Below are 20,457 nucleotides of genomic sequence, written 5' to 3'. Positions count from 1 at the left end.
CGAAACTCGGGCGACCGCGCATGGATGAATCCTTTGCCGCAGGCGAATGTCGTTGGGAACTATCGAATACCTTGGGAGCGCCCCAACTGAAAAAGGTTCGGCCGCAACATGTGCGGCCGAACCTTGATCGAAGTAAAGCTAGCGAGCGGACGGACGAACGATCGGGAAGAGGATCGTCTCGCGAATACCGAGACCAGTCAAAGCCATCAGCAGTCGATCGATTCCCATGCCGGTGCCGGTGGTCGGCGGCATGCCCTGTTCCATCGCGGCGAGGAACTCCTCGTCCAGCACCATCGCTTCGTCGTCGCCTGCCGACGCGAGGCGCGCCTGGTCGACAAAGCGCTCACGCTGGATGACCGGGTCGACAAGTTCGGAGTAGCCGGTCGCCAACTCGAATCCGCGGATGTACAGGTCCCACTTCTCGGTGACACCCTTCTTGCTGCGGTGATCACGGGTCAGGGGCGACGTCTCGACCGGGAAGTCACGGACAAACGTCGGGACGTACAGCTGATCGCCGCACTGGTGCTCCCACAGCTCCTCGACAAGCTTGCCGTGGCCGTAACCCTTGTCCTTGGGAACCTCGAGGCCGACCTTCTCCGCCAAAGCGAGAAGCTCGTCGACCGTCGTATCGGGGGTGATCTCGGTGCCGATGGCCGCCGACAACGACGGGTACATCTCGAGGACCTGCCACTCGCCACTGACGTCGTACTCGGAACCGTCGGCGAGGGTGAGGACCTGCGTGCCGAATGCTTCCTGCGCAACTTCCTGGACGAGCTCACGAATCATCTTCGCGGAATCGTCGTACGTGCCGTAGGCCTCGTACGTCTCGAGCATTGCGAACTCCGGCGAGTGGGTGGAGTCGACGCCTTCGTTGCGGAAGTTGCGGTTGATCTCGAAGACCTTCTCGATACCGCCGACGACGCAACGCTTGAGGAACAGTTCCGGCGCGATACGCAGGTACAGGTCGATGTCGAGAGCGTTCGAGTGCGTGACGAACGGGCGAGCTGCCGCGCCGCCGTGCAGCGTCTGCAGCATCGGCGTCTCGACCTCGAGGAAGCCGCGGCTCTCGAGAGCATTGCGCAGTGCGCGGACGACAGCAACACGCTTGCGGGCGTTGTCCCGAGCCTCAGGCCGAACGATCAGATCCGCGTAGCGCTGCCGCACGCGAGACTCTTCGCTCATCTCCTTGTGTGCGACCGGCAGGGGGCGCAGCGCCTTGGATGCGATCTGCCACGCGTCGGCCATCACGCTGAGCTCGCCGCGACGGGAGCTGATGACCTCACCGTGGATGAAGACGAAGTCGCCGAGATCGACGTCGGACTTCCAGGCGGCCAATGCCTCTTCGCCGACGCCGGCGAGGCTGATCATGGCCTGCAGCTGGGTGCCGTCGCCTTCCTGCAGAGTCGCGAAGCACAGCTTGCCGGTGTTGCGCATGAAGATGACGCGACCGACGACGCCGACAATCACGCCGGTAGCGGTGTCAGCTTCGAGTTCCGGGAACTCTGCGCGGATCTGCGCGAGCGTGTGGGTGCGATCGACCGAGACCGGGTACGCCTCCTGCCCCTGCGCGAGGATCCGTTCACGCTTCTCGCGCCGGATACGGAGCTGCTCGGGGGTGTCGTCGACTGGCTGGGCTTCTACATCACTCACGGGGTACAAGACTACTGGGCCGTGTCCACCGCGTTTGTTGCTGGTAGTACCGCAGCCACCGCGAGCACGATTCCCGACAGCAGGTACAGCCCCACCCTGACGTGATTCCACATCGTCCAACCCGCCTCGTACGACGCCCATGCGCCTGCGTCGGTAGTGCTGACCGAGGCAAACGCGTCGTTGCGGGGGACGTGGTAGATCGCGGTCACCGCGAAGGACGCGAGTACCCCGACGCAACCGACAACAGCAAGGACCCAGCCGTCCGGCCTGGAGATCGATGCCCAGATTCCAGCAGCGATCGCGGTGAGCGCCGATCCGACCAGCGGCAGCATCAACGCACTACGCGGCGCTTCGAGGTTGATCGCCTGCATCGACGCGATCGCGGTCTGCGCATCCACCGATCGCAGGGCGGGCATCACAAAGGAAGAGAACGCGAACAACGCACCCCCGGCGACGAGCGCGCCGAGTGCAGTCCCGCCGACCAGCAGCTCCAGAATGATTTCGGACTTCTTCACGACCAAACCCCCGTTCGAGCGACCTCGGCGGCAAAAGTGGAGAAATCGCGGGCGGGCCGTTCCAGGACCTCTTCGACGACGCCGGTCACACTTTGATTTCGTCCGTCGAGAACCTCGGCGAACAGGTACGTGAGCAACTCGACTACATCACTCGGGACGCCGACTTCGGCCATACCATCGGAAAACTGTTGCAGTCCAATCCTTTCGAATATCACGGGGCGGCCCGACGCCCTCGAAATCGCACTCACTGCCTCCGCGAAAGTGAGCAACCGCGGACCCGTCACCTCGAGAACGCGGCCGAGGAGGTCGGCTCGAGTCAATGCGGCCACCGCCACGTCAGCGAGATCGTCGACGTCGATGAAGGGCTCCCCCACCTCACCGACCGGAAGTGCCAGGTGGCCTTCCCTGATCGGATCGAGCAGATACCCCTCACTGAAGTTCTGGGCAAACCAACTGGCCCGCACCACAGCCCATTCCAGTTCGCTGTCGGCCAGAACCTGTTCGGCTTTCTGTGCCGCCGGTTCACCCCGTCCGGACAGGAGCACCATGCGACGAACCCCTTCGCGGTACGCGAGATCCGCGAGTTCCTCGATGTGGGTGCTCGATTCCGGCACTGCGAGGTCCGGCGCATAGGTCACGTATGCCGCTTCGACACCGGACACAGCGGGCCGCCATGTCGTCTGATTGTTCCAGTCGAAAGGTGTCCCGGATGTTCTCGACGCGATTCGGTTAGGGATTCCCGCTGTCGTCAACCTCTGTGCAACGCGCGCACCGGTCTTGCCGGTACCACCGATCACTACCGCCGACTGAATTTCACTTGTTGAAGTCATGAACTCATTCGACCGCGCGACGCCAATACGATCCATAGCCGAAGGTCGCAAAAACATACGCCAGCGTCTACCGTCGAATCATGGATGCATTGTCGATGATGCTGGCAGGATCCCGAGCGGAAGGTGCATTTCTGTTGCGCTCGTTGCTCGATCCGCCGTGGTCGCTACGTATCGAGGACCACGCACCCGTCACCGTGTTGGTTCTGGTTCGCGGCACCGCAGTCGTCCTCTCCGACACCGGACAGACCGAGAATCTCGGGGCCGGCGACGTGGCACTTTTGCGGGGACCGGATCCTTATACGGTCGCCGATCAACCCGGCACCCCGGTCCACGTACTCATCGACGAGGCGCAGAACTGCGCCGCGGTCGACGGCTCACCACTCGAGGACATGTCAGTGCTCGGAGTTCGCACGTGGGGCAACTCTACGAACGGCAAGACCGTCATGCTCACGGGCACCTATCGCTTGGACTCCTACGTCAGCCGCCAGATCCTCGACAGCCTGACACCCGTCGCGGTAGTACGACGCAGCATCGAAACCGCGCCGATGACAAACCTTCTGGAACAACAGATCGCCGCCGACGGGCCCGGACAGGAAGTGTTGTTGGACAGGCTCCTTGACCTGGTCCTGATCTCAGCGGCCCGGACCTGGTTCGCCGAGAACCCGAATCGATCACCGCGATGGATCAAGGCCTACGAGGATCCCATCATTGGGCATGCCTTGCGGCTCATACACAATCGGCCGGAACACCCCTGGACGGTCGCGAGCCTGGCCCAGGAGTCCGGCAGTTCGCGAGCGGCCTTCGCGCGCCGGTTCACCAGCCTCATGAGGCTCGGACCTGTCGGCTATCTGACCGAGTGGCGACTGTCCGTGGCGGCAGATCTGCTCGCAGACCCGGCACGAACGGTGTCGTCGATCGCGCGAGAAGTGGGTTACTCGAGCCCCTTCGCCCTCACAACCGCGTTCACCCGTCATCACGGAATGAGCCCGAAGATGTACCGCCAGACCCGCTGTGCGCCTTTATTAACCGCCCGCGGTTAACAAAGGCGCACAGCAAATACCTCAATGAGCCGAAACCGCCGCCAACTCGCGGGAGCAATGACGCACTCCGCTGAGCGCACCGAGCAGGCCGGCGGCCTTGATCGCCTGGTATCCACCCACGAGATCGGTGGCCTTGTGCAGACCCAACTGCTGCAACGACGCTGCGGCCAGGCTCGAGGTGTAACCCTCGGAGCAGACGATCACCCACTCGACGTCGTGGTCGGTGGCCAACGCGAGGTGTGCGCTGCTGGTGGGGTCGAGGCGCCATTCGAGCACGTTCCGCTCGATCGCGAGTGCGCCGGGAAGAGTTCCCTCGATGGCGCGCTGCGCCTGCGGGCGAATGTCGACGAAGATCGCGCCGCGGTGGAAGGCTTCGGTGAGCTGGAAGACGTACATACGATCGATCTGTGCGCGAGCGTCGTCGAGCATTTGGTCGATGGTCATTTGGTGCCCCCCTCGGGCAGGTCGGTCAGCTCGGTACGGGTGCGGCGAAGTGTCCGGTGATCCGTCACTTCGTAGAAGGACATTGCCGTCAGCGGCGGCGAGTACGCGTGAACGCTCAGAGTCGGTGCATCAGAGCTGATTTCGATCGGAGCACCGGGAGCATCCGTCGAACGCACGACATCGTGAACCCAGCCGAGTGGGAACGAAGCCTGGTCGCCGGCGTCGAGCTGGCGTTCCACCAGGGCGTCACCGGCCCAACGGAATTCGGTGAGCGAACCACTGAGGACGGTCAAGGCGCCGAACGAGCCTGCGTGGTCGTGCAATTCGGTGTTGCGTTCGGGCACCCAACTGATGAGCCACACATCGACGTCGTCGTCCGCGTGCAAGCGGGTGGACCAACGGTCGAGCGTCGGGAAGGTGTCGGGGATGAGGTGATCGAAACGGCCGTCGAGCACGCCGTTTGCTCCCTCGTCGGTCAGACGCAGCAGATCGGCCGGGCGAAGGCGGGTAGGCAACGACGCACCACTCGGACGGCGTCCGGACGCCCCACGATTAGCGCTACGACCTGCGGAAACAGCACGATCAGCAGCGAGAGTCGGGGTCAAAACAGAGAGATCTGCAGAATATGTGGATAGCACGAGCTAGCTCCAAGGAATGTGAATTGGTCAAGGCAGCGGTCAGCCTCGACAACACTCCTGAGCACCCATGCAGCGATTCACGAGCACCATTGTGGCATAACTTTTGCAATCGCGAAACCGCTGGAACGAAACCATCGATCAGGCGACGGGTCGTCGACCGGATCCACGACGCGCCTGATTGCGCTCGAAGACCAACCTCAGCCCCTCGAGGGTGAGGTCCCGTTCGAGGTGATCGATGGTGTCGGACTCGGGAATGATCAGCGGTGCGCTGTCCCCGGTCGCGATCACGGAGACGTCGTCACCACCGAACTCCGGTAGTTCGTCGCGGACGCGGTTGACCAATCCGTCGACGAGGCCTGCAAAGCCGAATACCGCACCGGACTGCATGCATTCGACGGTATTCTTGCCGACCACCGAACGCGGGCGCACCAATTCGACCTTGCGCAGCGCAGCGGACTGCGACGCCAAGGCATCGGTCGAGATCTCGAGTCCGGGCGCGATGCAGCCGCCCAGAAACTCACCCTTGGCGGAAACGACGTCGACACAGGTCGACGTACCGAAGTCCACGACAATGCACGGCCCCTCGTAAAGATGGTGAGCGGCAAGGCTGTTGACGATCCGGTCGGCTCCCACCTCTTTGGGGTTGTCCACCAGCAGTGGCACACCGGTGCGAATACCCGGTTCGACCACCACATGGGGAACGTGACCCCAGTACCGCTCGAGCATCACACGGATTTCACGCAAGACGGACGGCACTGTCGACAGCGCCGCAACGCCGGTGATCTGATCGACATGAGAACCCAACAGCCCACGGAAGGTCAACGCCAACTCGTCGGCAGTCATCCGAGGATCGGTTCGCATTCGCCAGTCCTGCAACAGCTTCGAATACTCACCAGTCCCGGAGAACAGACCGAGAACGATGTTGGTGTTCCGGACGTCGACCGTGAGCAGCATGGATTACACCAGGCTGGATTCGCGCGAGGCCTCGAGCGTCGACAGCATGCGTGGGGTGATCAGACCCGAACCCTCCGGCGCGTGAGCCGGGTCGGAACCGAGTTCGATCTGCTTGTTGTCGGCATCGACGAAGACGACGCGCGGGGAGTACTCCTTGACTTCCTGCTCGTTCATCACGCCGTAGGCGATGAGGATGACCAGGTCGCCTGGCTTGACCAGATGCGCTGCCGCACCGTTGATTCCGATGACACCAGTTCCGCGCTCGCCGGCAATGACGTACGTCTCGAGACGCGCACCGTTGTCGATGTCGACGATGCACACCTGTTCGCCTTCGAGGAGGTCTGCGGCGTCCATCAGATCCTGGTCGACGGTGACGGAGCCGACGTAATGCAGGTCGGCGTGAGTCACGGTGGCGCGGTGGATCTTCGACTTCATCATCGTGCGAAACATATCCAGGTCCTTACTCGTGAAAAGTGCTCAGTGAGACAGCAGGTCGTCGATGGCGTCGGCGGATGGGTCGGTGTCACGCTCGAGGAAGCCGGTTCCCACCGCGACACCGACGTTGTCGATCAAACGGGTGGTTCCGAGCTTGGCGGCCACCAACAGTCGACCGTCACCTCGCTCGGGCGCGGGGCCCAGATCGACGCCCCGAACCTCGAGGTAGTCGACCTCGATTTCCGGAACAGCTGCCAGAACAGCGCGTGCGGTTTCCAGGATTGCTTCCGCTCCCCCAGCCGCCGCGTGTGCACCGGCGATCAGAGCGGCGGACAGCGCGACCGCTGCCGCGCGCTGGTTCTCGTCGAGGTAGCGATTGCGAGAGGACAACGCGAGACCGTCGAACTCGCGAACCGTCGGAACTCCGATGATCTGTACATCGAAGTTGAGATCCCACACCATCTGACGGATGAGCGTCAGCTGCTGGTAGTCCTTCTCACCGAAGTACGCGTGATTGGGTGCCGCGATCTGCAGCAACTTCGCCACTACCGTCAGCATTCCCGCGAAGTGAGTGGGGCGCGCTCCGCCTTCGAGTTCGCTACCCAACGGGCCCGGCACGACGGTGGTGCGCTGGCCCCGCGGGTACATCGTCTTGGCGCTCGGCGCGAACACCAATTCGACGCCCTCGGCGCGCAACAGGTCGAGATCCGCATCGAGAGTGCGCGGGTACGCGTCCAGGTCTTCACCGGCACCGAACTGGAGCGGGTTCACGAAGATGGAAACGATCACGACGGCGCCGGTGACCTTGGCCTGACGAACCAGTTCGATGTGGCCGGCATGCAGCGCACCCATCGTCGGAACGAGCGCCACCTGACGCCCGACACCTCGCAGTGCCCGCGAGACGCGCCGAAGCTTGTCCGGATCGTGGTGCACCGTCAGTTCGCCGCGCTTGTATCCGCCCTGCAGATCACTCACGACGGTCACCTCCCGTTTCAGTCAAGATGTCGAACAATTCGGTGGGGGCGCCCACCCGCTGGGCCGATCGCAAGGACATCGCCCGATAGCCGGCAGCGAGCTCCGGATCCAGGTCTGTCAGTACGCGCAAATGTGTGTCGACAGCAGCAGCGTCGCCGCGTGCCACCGGGCCGGTCAACGCCGAGGGACCGCGTCGTAGCGCGTTGTCCAAGGCCGCCGACAGCAGCGGCTGCAGGACACGCTCGGCCACTCCACCCGGATCGCCGTCGACCAACTGCTGACCGAGCAGCTCGTCACCTTGCAACGACGCTCGCAGGGCCTCGACGGCGTCGACCACGAGCGTGACCAGGTGATTACTGCCGTGAGCCAGTGCGGCGTGGTAGAGCGCGCGGTTCTCCTCGCGCACTCGGACGGGCTCGCCGCCGATCTCGAGGACCAGTGACTGCGCGATCGCGTAACCGATGTCGTCGGCAGCGGTGATTCCGAAGCATGCCGACGACAGCCGTGCGGTGTCCTCGTCGTGACCGGTGAACGTCATCGCCGGATGGATAGCCAGGGGTAGTGCGCCCAGTTCGGTGAGTGGAGTCAGGATCGCGATCCCGTTGGCACCGGACGTATGGGCGACGAGCGTGCCCGGCTTGACGGCATGGGTGGCCGCCAGACCTCGAACAAGATCCGCAAGCTGATCGTCAGGAACGGCGAGAATCAGCAACTCGGAACGAGCTGCGACGTCGGCAGCCGGAAGAATTTCGGTATCGGGAAGCCGCTTCACAGCGCGGGCAACCGAGGCGCTGGAGACGGCGGAGCAAGCGCTGACAACATGACCGGCTCGCTCCAATGCGGCACCGACAGCTGTTCCGACCCGGCCTGCTGAGACAATTCCTACCGTCAATCGCGCAGGTGCAGGTCCATTAGTGATCCCGAAGGAAGTCACCGGATTCCTCTCGTTCGTTCCAGTCCCGCTCGGCGGGTACCAGACGTTCTGCGTCCGAGGATATCCTTCGCCCGAACCGTCATGCCATGGCCGGGCGAGTGATCTGCGACTCAGTCCTCTCGGCGACGGCGTCGACCGGAGCCTTCGGACGGGTTGTTCGAACTCAGGTTTGCCATGATTTCGGCGACGGTCAATCCGTTGGAATGAGCACCACTGGCGGCATCTTCCGGGGCAGCACGGCGACGACGTCGCGGCTCCGCGTCAGGCTCCGCAGCGGATTCGGGTTCAGCTTCCGCGACAGCTTCGGGAACAACCGCGGGAACAACCTCGGGCACCTCTTCGACGACAGCGTCTTCGATGACGGCATCTTCGATGTTCGGGGCCTGGGCGGGAGCCTTGACTTCAGGCTCGACCGGCGCGACCGGCTCCGAATCCTTCTTCACCGGAACGTCTTTCACCGTTCGTGTCGGCGAGGAACTCACCGGAGAACTCGGTGCTTGGTTCCCGCTCTGGGGCTTCTGCGTCTCTCGAGACTTCTGGGTCGGGATGACGCGCGGCGCCACGAAGCTGCTGTCACGCCACGACGTCTCCGCGAACACGACGGTTGTCTCAGCAGTCACCGGATCGTCGTTGGGTGAAGCCAGGCCGCCGACGTTCGGTGCCGGTTGGCTGGGCCCGCTCTGGCCGGCGCCGGGAACGTACAACCCCGACGGTGCCGGCTGGTACGCGCCGTACGAACTACCGCCAAGTTCCGGCACTCGCGTCGAATCGGTCTTGAGCGCGGTCTGTTCGGGCAGCAGCCCACCTTCGAACAGTGCTTCGAGGTTTCGGCGCAGCGCTACCAATTCGGCGCGCAACCCGGCCAGCTCCTCCGCGTCCGCGGTCACCTCACGTCGCACGCGACCTTCGACGCTCAGTTCGTACTCGCGTCGAGCAGAAATTTCACGTTCGAGCTGCAGTTCGTACACGGTCTGCAGATCAGCAACCTTGGCTTTGTCCAGTGCCGACTCACGCCGATACTTGGTCATGGCGATAGCGCCGAGGGTGGCTGCCCACAGAGCGACGACCAGACCCACCCGAAGAAGCTGAACGCTGTTGCTGAAAATCAGAAACAGCGAAGCAATGACAGCAAGTGCCAGAAGAGCAGCAATGATCATCTGGCTCGCGCTGCGCTTGCTTCGGCGCGCAGACTTCGATCGACCAGAATTTGTCATGGTTGCCAGGGTACTTGCCGAGACCGGGGTCGCCACGTACCTCGGTGGGTGATTTGCCGACCAGGCTGTCAGTGCGCAGGCTCGTCAGGTGTATCTTCCGGCGTCTTGCAACAATGTTCGAGCCACAGAGCTGCCGCTACCAGCGCAATTGCGGCGCCCAACCCCACCCACGCGCCCGGCGTGTCGGAGGCTGCAGCCTGCAGAACCGAGCGCTGTGGGATGAGATACACCAGCACTCCGACCCAGACACCGACGGTAGCTGAACCGACCAAAGCGGATGCTTTGGCCAATGCCAGCGCTCGGGCGGCGGTGATCGGATGAAGCTGTCTGAGCCCGTCGCCGACCTGCCGGTTTTTGACGCGTGAACGAATGACAAAAGCGAAGACGGCCTCGGCAACGGCCACGAAGTACAGCGACGCTCCCGCATAAACAGGGATGGGCGGCATCGAACCGTAGAACACGCGAATCAGAATCCAGGTGGCCACGGCCGCCACTGCGGCGAGTACCGCGAGTTCACTGATCCGGGTCGGCTTCAAACCCTTGTCGTTTTCGGTCACCGCGCAAGCACCACATCGGTAGTGCGGACACCTTCGCGCTCAGTGCGATCGAGGCCGTCGAGAATTTGTGCCACCGGCAACTTCTGGCCGTCGACGATCAGCGTCGCGTCAGGCTCGACGTCCAGCCAGGGAACGAGAACGAATGCCCGAAGATGCGCGCGCGGATGCGGAAGTGTGAGCACGGGATCGGAACTGACGACGCCTTCGCAGTCGACTACGTCCACGTCCAGGCTCCGTGGCCCCCACCGCTGTTCGCGCACCCGGTCTGCGGCTTCCTCGAGAGCTTGCGAGCGGCGAAGCCATTCAGCGGCATCGGCTTCGGGATCGTCGACCACCACCACCGCGTTGTAGAAATCCTGCTGCTCGACGCCACCCCACGGCGCGGTCGAGTAGACCGGTGAGACAGCAACGACGGCGCTGCCCAACCCGTCGACAACGGACTGCAGGTGAGCCACGCTGTCGCCGATGTTGGAACCGATCGACAGAACAGCGCGCGTCATGCCGATCGGGTCCGATGTGCGACGACGGCGACGTCCGCAAAAACCAGCGGAATCGGTGCCGACGGTTTGTGGACAACAACCTCGACGCTCTCGACTCGCGAATCTTTCATGACGTCGTCGGCGATCTCCGCGGCGACGGTCTCGATGAGATCGCGCGACGGGCCGGCGACTATCGCTGCGGCGGCTTCCGCCAACTCGCCGTAGTGCAGGGTCTGCGTCAGGTCGTCCGACGCCGCGGCGGGAGCCAAGTCCATCCATACGGTGATGTCGATGAAGAAGTCCTGACCGTCACGCTTCTCGTGGTCGAACACTCCGTGATTGCCGCGAACCTTCAGTCCGCGCAATTCGATTCGGTCCCCCATGTCAGGCCCTTTCTCGTCCACGGTTCCAGGCGTCGACCACGGCAATGGCGTCGAGCGAAGCTTGTGCGTCGTGCACCCGAACTCCCCAGGCGCCTTCGCGCGCTGCAAGGGCGGAGACCACGGCCGTCGCAGTCTCGCGGCCACCGGGTGGACGCGGATTGCCGTCGGGATCGCTGAGCAGAGACCCGAGGAAACGCTTTCGGGAAGCGCCGACCAGTACCGGGAATCCGGTCGCGTTGAACTCGGGTAGTGCTCGCAACAGTGCCCAGTTGTGGTCGGCGTTCTTAGCGAACCCGAGGCCGGGGTCGAGGATGATCGACGACGAATCGACCCCTGCTTTCAACGCCAGATCGACCTGCGACAGCAGTTCGTCACGGACGTCGCGGACCACGTCGTCGTAGTGATCGGCGCTGCCACGATGGACGTAGTCACCGGCCGAGCGCCAATGCATGAGGATCCAGGGCACTCCGGCGTCGGCCACAACGGAGGCCATGTCGGGGTCTGCGCGACCACCCGATACGTCGTTGACGATGCCTGCGCCCGCTTCGATCGCGGCGGCGGCGACGGAAGCACGCATCGTGTCGACGCTGACGCGAATTCCGGCTGCCACCAGTTCTTCGATCACCGGGGCAATTCGGTCCGCCTCGAGTTTCGGATCGACGCGGGTGGCTCCGGGACGCGTCGACTCGCCGCCGACGTCGACGATGTCGACGCCGATGCGTTGCAGTTCGAGTCCGCGAGCGATCGCCGCGTCACGATCGAGAAATTGACCACCGTCGGAAAACGAATCGGCGGTGACGTTCAGAATCCCCATCACGACCATCCGGGCCGGATCGCTGCCTGCAACGGGAGCCGCGGACATCTTGCTCACTTACGCAGGATGAGGTCCAGCGCTTCGGACCGCGAGGCCGCGCTGGATTGCAGGAGCCCACGAACCGCAGACGTGGTCGTGCTGGCTCCGGGCTTGCGGATACCGCGCATCGCCATGCACAGATGCTCGGCTTCGATGACGACGATGGCTCCACGCGGGTCGAGCTTGCGCATCAAAGCATCCGCGATCTGACTGGTCAGGCGTTCTTGAACCTGCGGACGCTTGGCGTACAGGTCGACGACGCGCGCGAGCTTCGACAAACCGGTGACCTTGCCCGACTTTCCCGGGATGTAGCCAACGTGAGCAACACCGTGGAAGGACACCAGGTGGTGCTCGCACGTCGAGAACATCGGAATGTCTCGCACGAGCACCAACTCCTGGTGACCCTCGTCGAAAGTCGTGTTCAACGCGTCGTCAGGTTCGGAGTACAGACCCGCGAAGATCTCCTTGTACGAGCGCGCAACCCGGGCCGGCGTATCGAGCAGGCCTGGGCGCTCCGGATCTTCACCGACCGCGATCAACAATTCCCGTACGGCAGCCTCTGCCCGCGCCTGATCGAACGGGCGGCCCGTTCCGAGCGACACCAGTTCACTGGCCACATCATTCACCGACAACCGAACTCTCCTCGAGAATTGTTCACAGGTCCCCCGCCGCAGAGCCTAGTGGCGCAAGGTCAGCGAGATCCGTCCGGTCCGTCCCAGCGAACGGTGCTCGGTCCCTCGTCCTCAGCCGAATGGTGCGGCGGAGGAGTTTGCGGCTGTTCCGGTGCGGGGCTCTGCCACTGGTTTTCACCGGTCGGGTTTCCCCGGTTCGGATCGGCGAAGGGTCCACTGTCCGGGTACTGCACCGGGTAATCGGGCTGCGCGGGGTAACGGCGGCCGGGATGCGGCTGCTCCGGGTACGCCTGCTGTCCCGGGTGCGGCTGGCCGTACTGCCCCTGATCGGGCTGGGGCTGACCGTGTTGGGGCTGACCGTACTGGCCCTGCGACTGGTTCGGCGGGGTCGGATTCTGTCCACCGGTGTACCCACCCGACTGCTGTCCGGGGTACGTCGGCGACGGGTTCTCACGCGGAGGCCAACCCGGTGCCGACCATCCGGCGGGCGCTCCGTAGTCGGGTGTTCCCGGTTGCGGAGTCTGCTGCGGAGCACTCGGCTGCGGGTACGAAGGCTGTGCGTAGCCGTTCGAGGGTCCCTGGTTGCCGTTGTTGGGGAGACCACCGTTGTTGGGGAGACCACCGTTGTTGGGGAGACCACCGTTGGGGGCACCGCTGTTGGGTGCACCTGCCTTGACGAGAACAGGTGCCGCAGCGGGCTCCGGCCAGGTTTCGCCGCGCTCGATCGCGAGTTCGCGAGGAGTCTTCACCGGCGGACGATCCGAAGGCGTACGCCCACCGAAATCGTTGAAAGCCGTGATGCGCGGACGCTTTTCGACGCCGGCAAGGATCTTCTCGAGGTCCTTGCGAGTCAACGTCTCACGCTCGAGCAGTTCGGTAGCGATGAGGTCGAGCGCATCGCGGTACTCGTTGAGGATTGCCCACGCTTCGGTGTGCGCTGCCTCGATGAGGTTGCGCACCTCTTCGTCGATTTCACGGGCGATCTCGTGTGAGTAGTCGGACTGAACGCCCATCGAACGGCCGAGGAACGGATCCCCGCCCTCCTGTCCGTAGCGAACCGCGCCGAGCTTGGCACTCATGCCGTATTCGGTGACCATCGCGCGGGCGATCTTGGTCGCCATGTCGATATCGGACGACGCTCCGGTGGTGGGCTCGTGGAACACCAACTCCTCGGCGGCGCGTCCACCCATCGCCATGACGAGACGAGCGATCATCTCCGAACGCGTCATCAAACCCTTGTCGTCCTCGGGCACGGTCATCGCGTGGCCACCCGTGCGACCGCGAGCGAGGATCGTGACCTTGTAGACCGGCTCGATGTCAGGCATTGCCCAAGCAGCCAGAGTGTGACCGCCCTCGTGGTACGCCGTGATCTTCTTCTCGTGCTCGCTGATGATGCGACTCTTACGCCGCGGTCCACCGACAACACGATCCACCGATTCCTCGAGCGAGGCTTCGGTGATGACGGTTCCGTTTTCGCGTGCGGTGAGCAGCGCAGCCTCGTTGATGACGTTGGCGAGATCAGCACCCGACATTCCGACGGTCCGCTTGGCGAGACCTTCGAGGTCGGCGTTGGGATCGATCGGCTTGCCCTGCGAGTGCACGCGCAGGATCGCGCGGCGACCGGCGAGGTCGGGGGCGCCGACCGGAATCTGGCGATCGAAGCGTCCCGGACGCAGCAGTGCGGGGTCGAGGATGTCGGGGCGGTTGGTTGCGGCGATCAAGATGATGCCGGTGCGATCACCGAAGCCGTCCATCTCGACGAGCAACTGGTTGAGTGTCTGCTCGCGCTCGTCGTGTCCGCCGCCCAGGCCTGCGCCGCGCTGACGACCGACGGCGTCGATCTCGTCGACGAAGATGATGCAGGGGCTGTTCTGCTTGGCCTGCTCGAACATGTCGCGAACACGCGAAGCACCGACACCGACGAACATCTCGACGAAGTCAGAACCGGAGATGGTGAAGAACGGGACGCCGGCCTCGCCTGCGACAGCGCGTGCGAGCAGCGTCTTACCGGTTCCGGGAGGGCCGTACAGCAGGACACCGCGCGGAATCTTGGCGCCGAGCGCCTGGTAGCGGGCCGGGTTCTGCAGGAAGTCCTTGATCTCGTACAGCTCTTCGACAGCCTCGTCCGCACCGGCGACGTCGGCGAACGTGGTTTTCGGCATGTCCTTGGTGAGCTGCTTGGCCTTCGACTTACCGAATCCCATGACTCCGCCGCGACCACCGCCGCCCTGCATCCGGTTCATGACGAAGAAGAAGATGCCGAACAGAATGATCATCGGCAGCACGAACAGAAGGATCGACGTCAGCCAGCTCTCCTGAGTGACCGTCGTGTTGAACTTGTCCGCACCGGCGCCTTCGACCTTGTCGAAGATCTGCTCCGACGCACTCGCGGGGTACTTCGCCAGGATCTGCGTCTTACCATCGGTGGCGTCGTTGCCGTTCTTGAGCCACAGACGAACCTGCTGCTCACGGTCGTCGATCTGCGCCGACTCAACGTTCTTGGCGTCGAGTTGGGAGATCGCGACCGAGGTGTCGACGGTCTTGAAGTCGCGGGTGTCGTTGCTGAAGTAGCTGAAGGCATAGATCACCAACAGCACGACGGCTACGAGTAGCACGTTACGGAACACAGTCTTACGGTTCATACAGGTCGGCCGATGTGGCCGGTCCTTTCGAGAGTGCGGGTCTGCCAGGTCGCCTTCCGGCTGCCAACCGGACACCTGCAGGTTACCGCGATCGGCCCCATCGATGCCCGCCAGCGGCCGTGCCGCTTGGTTGGAACGGTCGTCACTGTGTTCAACGTGCGCATTGCCGATCAGGTTCCCGGGCTACGTCGCAGCACAGTTTCCTGTGAGCGAACATGCCCATAGTGGTTATCGTGCGCTTTTCCGACGCTCGTCCGTCGTTATTCGTCAGGCCGTTTCGGAGAGGATTCCCGCAACAGCGTCAGCGGCGCCCGATTGGTCACCGTCGATGATCCGGTGGGCGAGCTGATCGAGTCGCGCAGACAGTCGCGCCGAGGACTCGGGCACGTCTGCCTGCTTGGCGATGGTGTCGTCGAGATCAGCCAATAGGCCGCCACCGGCCAGGTGCCTGACGCAGCGCCATGTCTCGGCGAAGTTTCTCGCGGTCCCGTCGTCGGTCAACATCGCGACCCGAAGCGCAGCGTTGGGATTCGACGCCGCCGCCCGAGCCAGGCCGGCCATGATCGCCTCCCTGGCAGCAGTCAGTTCGTCGACAGTTCGGTCTTGCAACCGCACTCCCGAATCCGCAGACCTACCCGCGTCGGGCGTGGGAGCTTCGCGAATCACCGCTCCGTTACCGTGCTGAATTTCGACTCTGCCCCGAATCTCGAGGGCCACGAGCGCTTGAGCCAGCGACGCGCGACTCACGCCGAGTTCGGCAGCCAGGCTGCGTTCGGGAGGAAGCCGATCGCCGGGCGAAAGGCCTTGAGCCTCGATGAAATTCGAAATGTGCTCGGCCAACTGCTCATACAGACGCGGACGCTTCAATCGTCCGGGCAGGCCCGAGCGCGAGCCGGGCGATGACGTCGAATTCATGCCTCGGAGTGTACTTGACAAATGGAGCAGTGGCAGAGAGGCTAGGCCAATTCCAAGTGATGCAGACCACAAGCTGGTCGCGAACGAATTGAGAGTTCGATGGCAAATGTCATAGCCCTGTCAGTACTTGTCCTGGTGTTCGTCATATCCACCGTGAGGTCGGTGAACATGGGTGCGCTCGCCCTGGTGGCTGCCTTCGTCGTCGGAACACTGGTCTTCACCGTCGATACCAGCGAGATCCTCGACGGCTTCCCGGCCAGCCTCTTCGTCATCCTGGTCGGCGTCACCTACCTGTTCGCGCTGGCCAGAAACAACGGCACGGTCGACTGGATCATTCACGCGGCAGTCCGCGCGGTCAGAGGACGAGTGGCCCTCGTGCCGTGGGCGATGTTCGCGGTGTGCGCGGCCGTCACCGCCATGGGCGCGGTCAGTCCCGCTGCCGTCGCCATCATCGCGCCCGTGGCAATGGGCTTCGCCACCCGCTACCGGATCCACCCCATGCTGATGGGCTTCATGGTCGTCCAGGGCGCAACGGCGGGCAGCTTCTCCCCTATCGGAATCTTCGGTGTGATCACCAACGACGTCATGCGTCAGAACGGCCTCCCGTCGAGCCCGGCCTTGCTGTTCGTCTCGACCTTCGCGGCCGCGGCCGTTGTTGCTGCCATCGCGTACGTCTCGTTCGGCGGACGCGCGTTGATTGCGCGCGGCGCCTCCGAACGCGTGCTCGTCAACGCAGTCGGCAATGCGTCTGGCGGTGGCGACACCATCACCGGTTCGGGTTCCGGCGACAGCTCGAAGGGTGGCGGCAAGTCCTCGGGTGGGGCCGCTCCGCACGAGGGAGCGCTCAATCTCGAGCGGCGACTCACCCTGCTCGGACTGGCGTCGCTTGCACTCGGCGCCTTGGTGTTCGACCTCGACGTCGGATTCACCGCACTGACCGTCGCGGTACTTCTCACCCTGATCTTCCCTGCCTCCGCCCGCGGCGCCGTCGACAAGATCAGCTGGGGCACCGTGCTCCTCATCGGCGGAATCGTCACGTACGTCGCTCTTCTGCAGAACCAGAACACCGTCCAGTGGCTCGGGGATTCTGTTGCACACGTGGGGATTCCACTTCTCGCAGCCTTCTTGATCTGCCTGATCGGCGCGATCGTGTCGGCGTTTGCATCCACCACGGGAATCCTCGGCGCACTCATCCCTTTGGCAATTCCATTCCTCATGACCGGTCAGGTCAATGCAACCGGTCTGGTCATCGCGCTGGCAATCTCCTCGTCTCTGGTCGATTGCAGTCCGTTCTCGACCAACGGCGCGCTGGTGGTCGCGAACGCCGCTCCGGAAGAACGCGACGTGGTGTTCGGGCTGACGATGCGGTGGGGCATGACCATCATGGTGGTGACGCCGATTCTCGCCTGGCTGCTGTTCGTTGTTCCATGGTCCGTCTGAATCTTCGCTCAAAGAAAGGGAACTCGCGATGAACAGCGAATCCACACTTCTGCGCTCCCTCGACCCCCGCATCTTCGACGATCACGGAGCGGCGGTCAGTTTCGGCGAAGGCGCAACCCTCTCTCGCGCCGACTTGTTTGCCGCCGCCACCGCGGTCGCCGATCGAATCCACGGTGCACAGCGAGTGGCAGTACAAGCCGCCGCCGGCCTCGAGACAGTGGTCGCCGTCGCCGGCGCACTGATCGCCGGTGTTGCCGTGGTCCCGATCCCGCCCGACTCCGGCCCGCTCGAACGTCAGCACATCATCGCCGATTCCAAGGCCGAACTGATACTCGGAGAAGGGCCGACGGATTCGAGTATCCCGTTGATTCCCATCGATATTCACGCGCGATCTGCGACGTCCTATCCCGAACCGAGTGCGGCAGCTACTGCACTGATCATGTACACCTCGGGAACCACCGGAGCTCCGAAAGGCGTTGTCCTCTCGCGAGCATCGATCGCAGCGGATCTCGACGCGCTCGCTCATGTGTGGAATTGGACGCCAGAGGACACACTCGTCCACGGACTGCCTCTCTTCCACGTCCACGGGTTGATTCTCGGCGTGTTGGGCGCCTTGCGCGTGGGTTCGCCGCTGATTCATACCGTCAGACCAACTCCGGATTCGTATGCCGCAGCGGGTGGCTCGTTGTACTTCGGTGTTCCGACCGTCTGGTCACGCGTGTGCGGTGATCCCTCGGCGGCAGCAGCATTGCGATCCGCGCGCTTGCTCGTGTCCGGAAGTGCACCACTTCCGGTTCCATTGTTCGAGCGGATGAAATCGCTGACCGGGTTGGCTCCCGTCGAGCGCTACGGAATGAGTGAAACCCTCATCACCGTCAGCACGACGCACGACGGCGAACGTCGCCCGGGTTGGGTCGGGCACGCCGTTCCGGGAGTCAGGACGAGGTTGCGCGGCGAGAACGGCCAATTGTCGGCGCACGACGGAGAGCAGCTTGGGCAACTGGAAGTTGCGGGCGCCGTTCTCTTCGACGAGTACCTCGGGAACCCCTCGAAGACAGCGGAATCCATGACCGAAGACGGCTGGTTCCGCACCGGCGACATCGCGGTGATCGACGACAGCGGATTCCACCGCATCGTAGGTCGCGAGTCGGTCGACATGATCAAGTCCGGTGGATACCGCATCGGTGCCGGCGAGGTGGAACAGGCACTTCTGGCATACCCCGGCGTTCGCGAGGCCGCCGTCGTCGGTATGCCGGACGACGATCTCGGCCAGCGCATAGTCGCCTTCATCGTCGGCGACGTAGCCGACTGCGCTGTGGTTTCGGACTTCGTCGCCGAATCACTGTCGATTCACAAGCGCCCACGCCAGGTTTGTCTGGTGGACAGCTTGCCGCGCAACGCTATGGGCAAGGTCCAGAAGAAGCTGCTGACGCTCTGAGGCTGGACCTGTAGCAGCCACCGACGAACCCAGTGGCTGCTACGTGCTAATTTGCGGTGCGAGTCAGCTCGGACTAGGCGGCCAGGGCGGGAAAGACGACAACCGATCCATCACGCCGTCTTGCGATCTCGATCGCCACGTCGGATTCGTTGTCCGACATTGCGACCCCATCTCCCAACTCCCGCAACAGGTATGCGGTCCGCAGCATCTTGTCGACTTCACTCGACTTGAACACAAAATCACGAACACCGTGGGATCGGTCAAGCCTCAGCTCGGAAAGTCCCATGAGCAGTGACGCGATGCCCGACTCCAACTTCGCGACACGCTGCTGATCGCTCTTCAACGCGCGAGTAAAGCTCTCGAAAGGGTTGGCTTCGTCCATCTGAGCGTGCTCCACAGCTTGAAGGACGATCACACGCTTCTTGAGCGCGATAGCGAGTGCGGCAAGCTCGAGGTGGGCGCGGAACTCGCCACCGTCCTCGTCGATTCCGGTGAACGCTTTTCGCAGAGTATCGAGCTCGACGCGACCGGTCTTCAATGCGTCGAGTCCCTGCTGCCATTTCTTCAGTCGCCCTTCGGCATCCGCCATACCGACACTGATCGCGTGTACGGCGGAGTCCAGTCCAACTGACGCGCCGATGCGTCCCTGATCGAGCAGAATCGCAGTCGCAGTGTCGATCGCGCCCCGACATCCGTTCAGGGAGTTACGTTCCTTTTGCAACGCGTCATCGTGGAGCTTCTCGAGTAACTTGGTGATGTTCTCGATTGCGAGTTCACGCTTGTGGTCGGCGTGGGCGCTGACACCAACCGCGACTGCCATCAACACCAGGGGAGCCGCGACTGTCAGTGCACCCGCACTGGCTGCTGCAAGACCTGCCGTCGCGGCGGACCCGCCAGCGGCACCAACCGCGGCTGCCTGTCCTGCAACAGGCACGAACGAGGCCTGCGCAGCAATCCCCGAAGATCCGATAAGCGCACTGTGCACGCCACCCGCCGCCGCCTTGGACGTCATCGGTTTCACCAGCCCACTGCCAACTTGCGCGGCGACTTTTGCCGGGACAACCATGCGGTACAACGTCTCGCCACTCGCGACCGCTGAACTCGACGAAGCTTTGGATGTCTGGCTGATCAGCTGCGACAGATGGGTAGCCAGTGGACTCGCACTATCCAGGGAGATCCCTCGATCGAGGTCGATCGACTTCGGAAGCGGATGCGCCTCGAGTGTTGCGATCGGGGTCTCGGCCAACACCGCCAGGACTGTCCGCAACTCCGCCAGTCGGTCGGGCGTCATGGTTCCCTCGTCCGGAATAGCGGGCACCTCCGCCTGCTTTGTAGCAAGCGTCCACACCGGAATTACATTGTCATTGTTGACCACATCGAGCCTTCCTCGGTTACGTCGCGCTCACGCTATCCGGTCACTCAGATATTTGGATGCGTACACGGTATGCGGCTGGGATGGACCAGTGCCGCCAACATTCCCCCACGCCAA

General features: G+C 63.4%; 21 protein-coding genes. 3 read left to right on the top strand and 18 right to left on the bottom strand.

Annotated elements, in window-relative coordinates:
• Nucleotides 1–138: 138 nt before the first annotated feature.
• Genes lysS through GN300_RS14420 form a run of 3 tightly spaced genes read right to left on the bottom strand, consistent with a single transcriptional unit; the run spans nt 139 to nt 2,995 of the window.
• Nucleotides 139–1,650 carry a lysine--tRNA ligase gene (lysS, locus tag GN300_RS14430; RefSeq protein ID WP_063315061.1) on the bottom strand — a complete coding sequence of 504 codons (1,512 nt, stop codon included), beginning with the start codon at nt 1,648–1,650 and terminating at the stop codon, nt 139–141.
• An 11-nt stretch (nt 1,651–1,661) separates the two neighbouring features.
• Complete coding sequence (locus GN300_RS14425) at nt 1,662–2,165, bottom strand: DUF1772 domain-containing protein (protein ID WP_063315062.1); 504 nt, start codon at nt 2,163–2,165, stop codon at nt 1,662–1,664.
• Entirely contained in the window at nt 2,162–2,995 is an 834-nt protein-coding gene (locus tag GN300_RS14420) for an NAD(P)H-binding protein (protein ID WP_063315165.1), read from the bottom strand. Before GN300_RS14420 ends, GN300_RS14425 begins: the two co-directional genes overlap by 4 nt.
• Nucleotides 2,996–3,075: 80 nt before the next feature.
• Here GN300_RS14420 and GN300_RS14415 point away from each other — a divergent pair, with 80 nt between their 5' ends.
• The gene (locus GN300_RS14415) at nt 3,076–4,035 is read left to right on the top strand and encodes an AraC family transcriptional regulator (RefSeq protein ID WP_063315063.1); all 960 of its coding nucleotides are present in this window, start codon (nt 3,076–3,078) and stop codon (nt 4,033–4,035) included.
• Between the two features lie 21 nt (nt 4,036–4,056).
• Here GN300_RS14415 and GN300_RS14410 read toward each other — a convergent pair whose 3' ends face one another.
• The 14 genes from GN300_RS14410 to GN300_RS14345 all read right to left on the bottom strand — a co-directional run bounded on the left by GN300_RS14410 (nt 4,057) and on the right by GN300_RS14345 (nt 16,090).
• The gene (locus GN300_RS14410; protein ID WP_003945445.1) at nt 4,057–4,479 is read right to left on the bottom strand and encodes a rhodanese-like domain-containing protein; all 423 of its coding nucleotides are present in this window, start codon (nt 4,477–4,479) and stop codon (nt 4,057–4,059) included.
• A complete protein-coding gene (locus GN300_RS14405; protein ID WP_007726989.1) occupies nt 4,476–4,994 on the bottom strand; it encodes a cysteine dioxygenase family protein in 519 nt (172 codons plus the stop codon). Before GN300_RS14405 ends, GN300_RS14410 begins: the two co-directional genes overlap by 4 nt.
• Before the next feature lie 261 nt (nt 4,995–5,255).
• On the bottom strand, nt 5,256–6,071 hold the full coding sequence (locus GN300_RS14400; protein WP_007726991.1) for a type III pantothenate kinase: 816 nt from the start codon (nt 6,069–6,071) through the stop codon (nt 5,256–5,258).
• 3 nt (nt 6,072–6,074) lie between these two features.
• The gene (gene panD, locus GN300_RS14395; protein ID WP_003945761.1) at nt 6,075–6,521 is read right to left on the bottom strand and encodes an aspartate 1-decarboxylase; all 447 of its coding nucleotides are present in this window, start codon (nt 6,519–6,521) and stop codon (nt 6,075–6,077) included.
• Between the two features lie 27 nt (nt 6,522–6,548).
• Nucleotides 6,549–7,481 (bottom strand): pantoate--beta-alanine ligase, encoded by a 933-nt coding sequence (panC, locus tag GN300_RS14390; RefSeq protein WP_175280118.1) that lies wholly within the window; start codon nt 7,479–7,481, stop codon nt 6,549–6,551.
• Nucleotides 7,474–8,415, bottom strand: coding sequence for a Rossmann-like and DUF2520 domain-containing protein (locus GN300_RS14385; RefSeq protein ID WP_003945822.1), 942 nt, complete (start codon nt 8,413–8,415; stop codon nt 7,474–7,476). The genes panC and GN300_RS14385 overlap by 8 nt, the downstream gene beginning before the upstream one ends.
• 110 nt (nt 8,416–8,525) lie before the next feature.
• Nucleotides 8,526–9,629 carry a DUF6779 domain-containing protein gene (locus tag GN300_RS14380; RefSeq protein ID WP_197487696.1) on the bottom strand — a complete coding sequence of 368 codons (1,104 nt, stop codon included), beginning with the start codon at nt 9,627–9,629 and terminating at the stop codon, nt 8,526–8,528.
• Between the two features lie 68 nt (nt 9,630–9,697).
• A complete protein-coding gene (locus tag GN300_RS14375) occupies nt 9,698–10,165 on the bottom strand; it encodes a DUF3180 domain-containing protein (protein ID WP_153213529.1) in 468 nt (155 codons plus the stop codon).
• A gap of 17 nt (nt 10,166–10,182) precedes the next feature.
• Nucleotides 10,183–10,686: a 2-amino-4-hydroxy-6-hydroxymethyldihydropteridine diphosphokinase gene (gene folK, locus GN300_RS14370; RefSeq protein WP_003945848.1), complete on the bottom strand. Its 504-nt coding sequence runs from the start codon at nt 10,684–10,686 to the stop codon at nt 10,183–10,185.
• Nucleotides 10,683–11,048, bottom strand: a complete 366-nt coding sequence (folB, locus tag GN300_RS14365) for a dihydroneopterin aldolase (RefSeq protein ID WP_003945780.1) — start codon at nt 11,046–11,048, stop codon at nt 10,683–10,685. The genes folK and folB overlap by 4 nt, the downstream gene beginning before the upstream one ends.
• A gap of 1 nt (nt 11,049) precedes the next feature.
• On the bottom strand, nt 11,050–11,910 hold the full coding sequence (gene folP, locus GN300_RS14360) for a dihydropteroate synthase (protein ID WP_020968349.1): 861 nt from the start codon (nt 11,908–11,910) through the stop codon (nt 11,050–11,052).
• Between the two features lie 5 nt (nt 11,911–11,915).
• Entirely contained in the window at nt 11,916–12,533 is a 618-nt protein-coding gene (gene folE, locus GN300_RS14355; protein WP_019746783.1) for a GTP cyclohydrolase I FolE, read from the bottom strand.
• A 59-nt stretch (nt 12,534–12,592) separates the two neighbouring features.
• Nucleotides 12,593–15,175 (bottom strand): ATP-dependent zinc metalloprotease FtsH, encoded by a 2,583-nt coding sequence (gene ftsH, locus GN300_RS14350; protein WP_063315065.1) that lies wholly within the window; start codon nt 15,173–15,175, stop codon nt 12,593–12,595.
• 267 nt (nt 15,176–15,442) lie between these two features.
• Complete coding sequence (locus GN300_RS14345) at nt 15,443–16,090, bottom strand: FadR/GntR family transcriptional regulator (RefSeq protein WP_007727006.1); 648 nt, start codon at nt 16,088–16,090, stop codon at nt 15,443–15,445.
• Between the two features lie 99 nt (nt 16,091–16,189).
• On the opposite strand from GN300_RS14345, the gene GN300_RS14340 reads away from it, so the two are divergent.
• Nucleotides 16,190–17,530, top strand: a complete 1,341-nt coding sequence (locus tag GN300_RS14340; RefSeq protein ID WP_058039267.1) for an SLC13 family permease — start codon at nt 16,190–16,192, stop codon at nt 17,528–17,530.
• 28 nt (nt 17,531–17,558) lie between these two features.
• Entirely contained in the window at nt 17,559–18,968 is a 1,410-nt protein-coding gene (locus GN300_RS14335) for an acyl-CoA synthetase (protein ID WP_063315066.1), read from the top strand.
• A gap of 73 nt (nt 18,969–19,041) precedes the next feature.
• On the opposite strand, the gene GN300_RS14330 is transcribed toward GN300_RS14335, so the two are convergent.
• Nucleotides 19,042–20,343, bottom strand: a complete 1,302-nt coding sequence (locus GN300_RS14330; RefSeq protein ID WP_063315067.1) for a hypothetical protein — start codon at nt 20,341–20,343, stop codon at nt 19,042–19,044.
• Nucleotides 20,344–20,457: the final 114 nt, after the last annotated feature.

This window comes from Rhodococcus sp. Ni2, from assembly GCF_021352185.1.
In the GTDB taxonomy this organism is placed as follows: Bacteria; Actinomycetota; Actinomycetes; order Mycobacteriales; family Mycobacteriaceae; genus Rhodococcus_F; species Rhodococcus_F qingshengii.
This window is presented reverse-complemented; position numbering and strand designations above follow the sequence as displayed.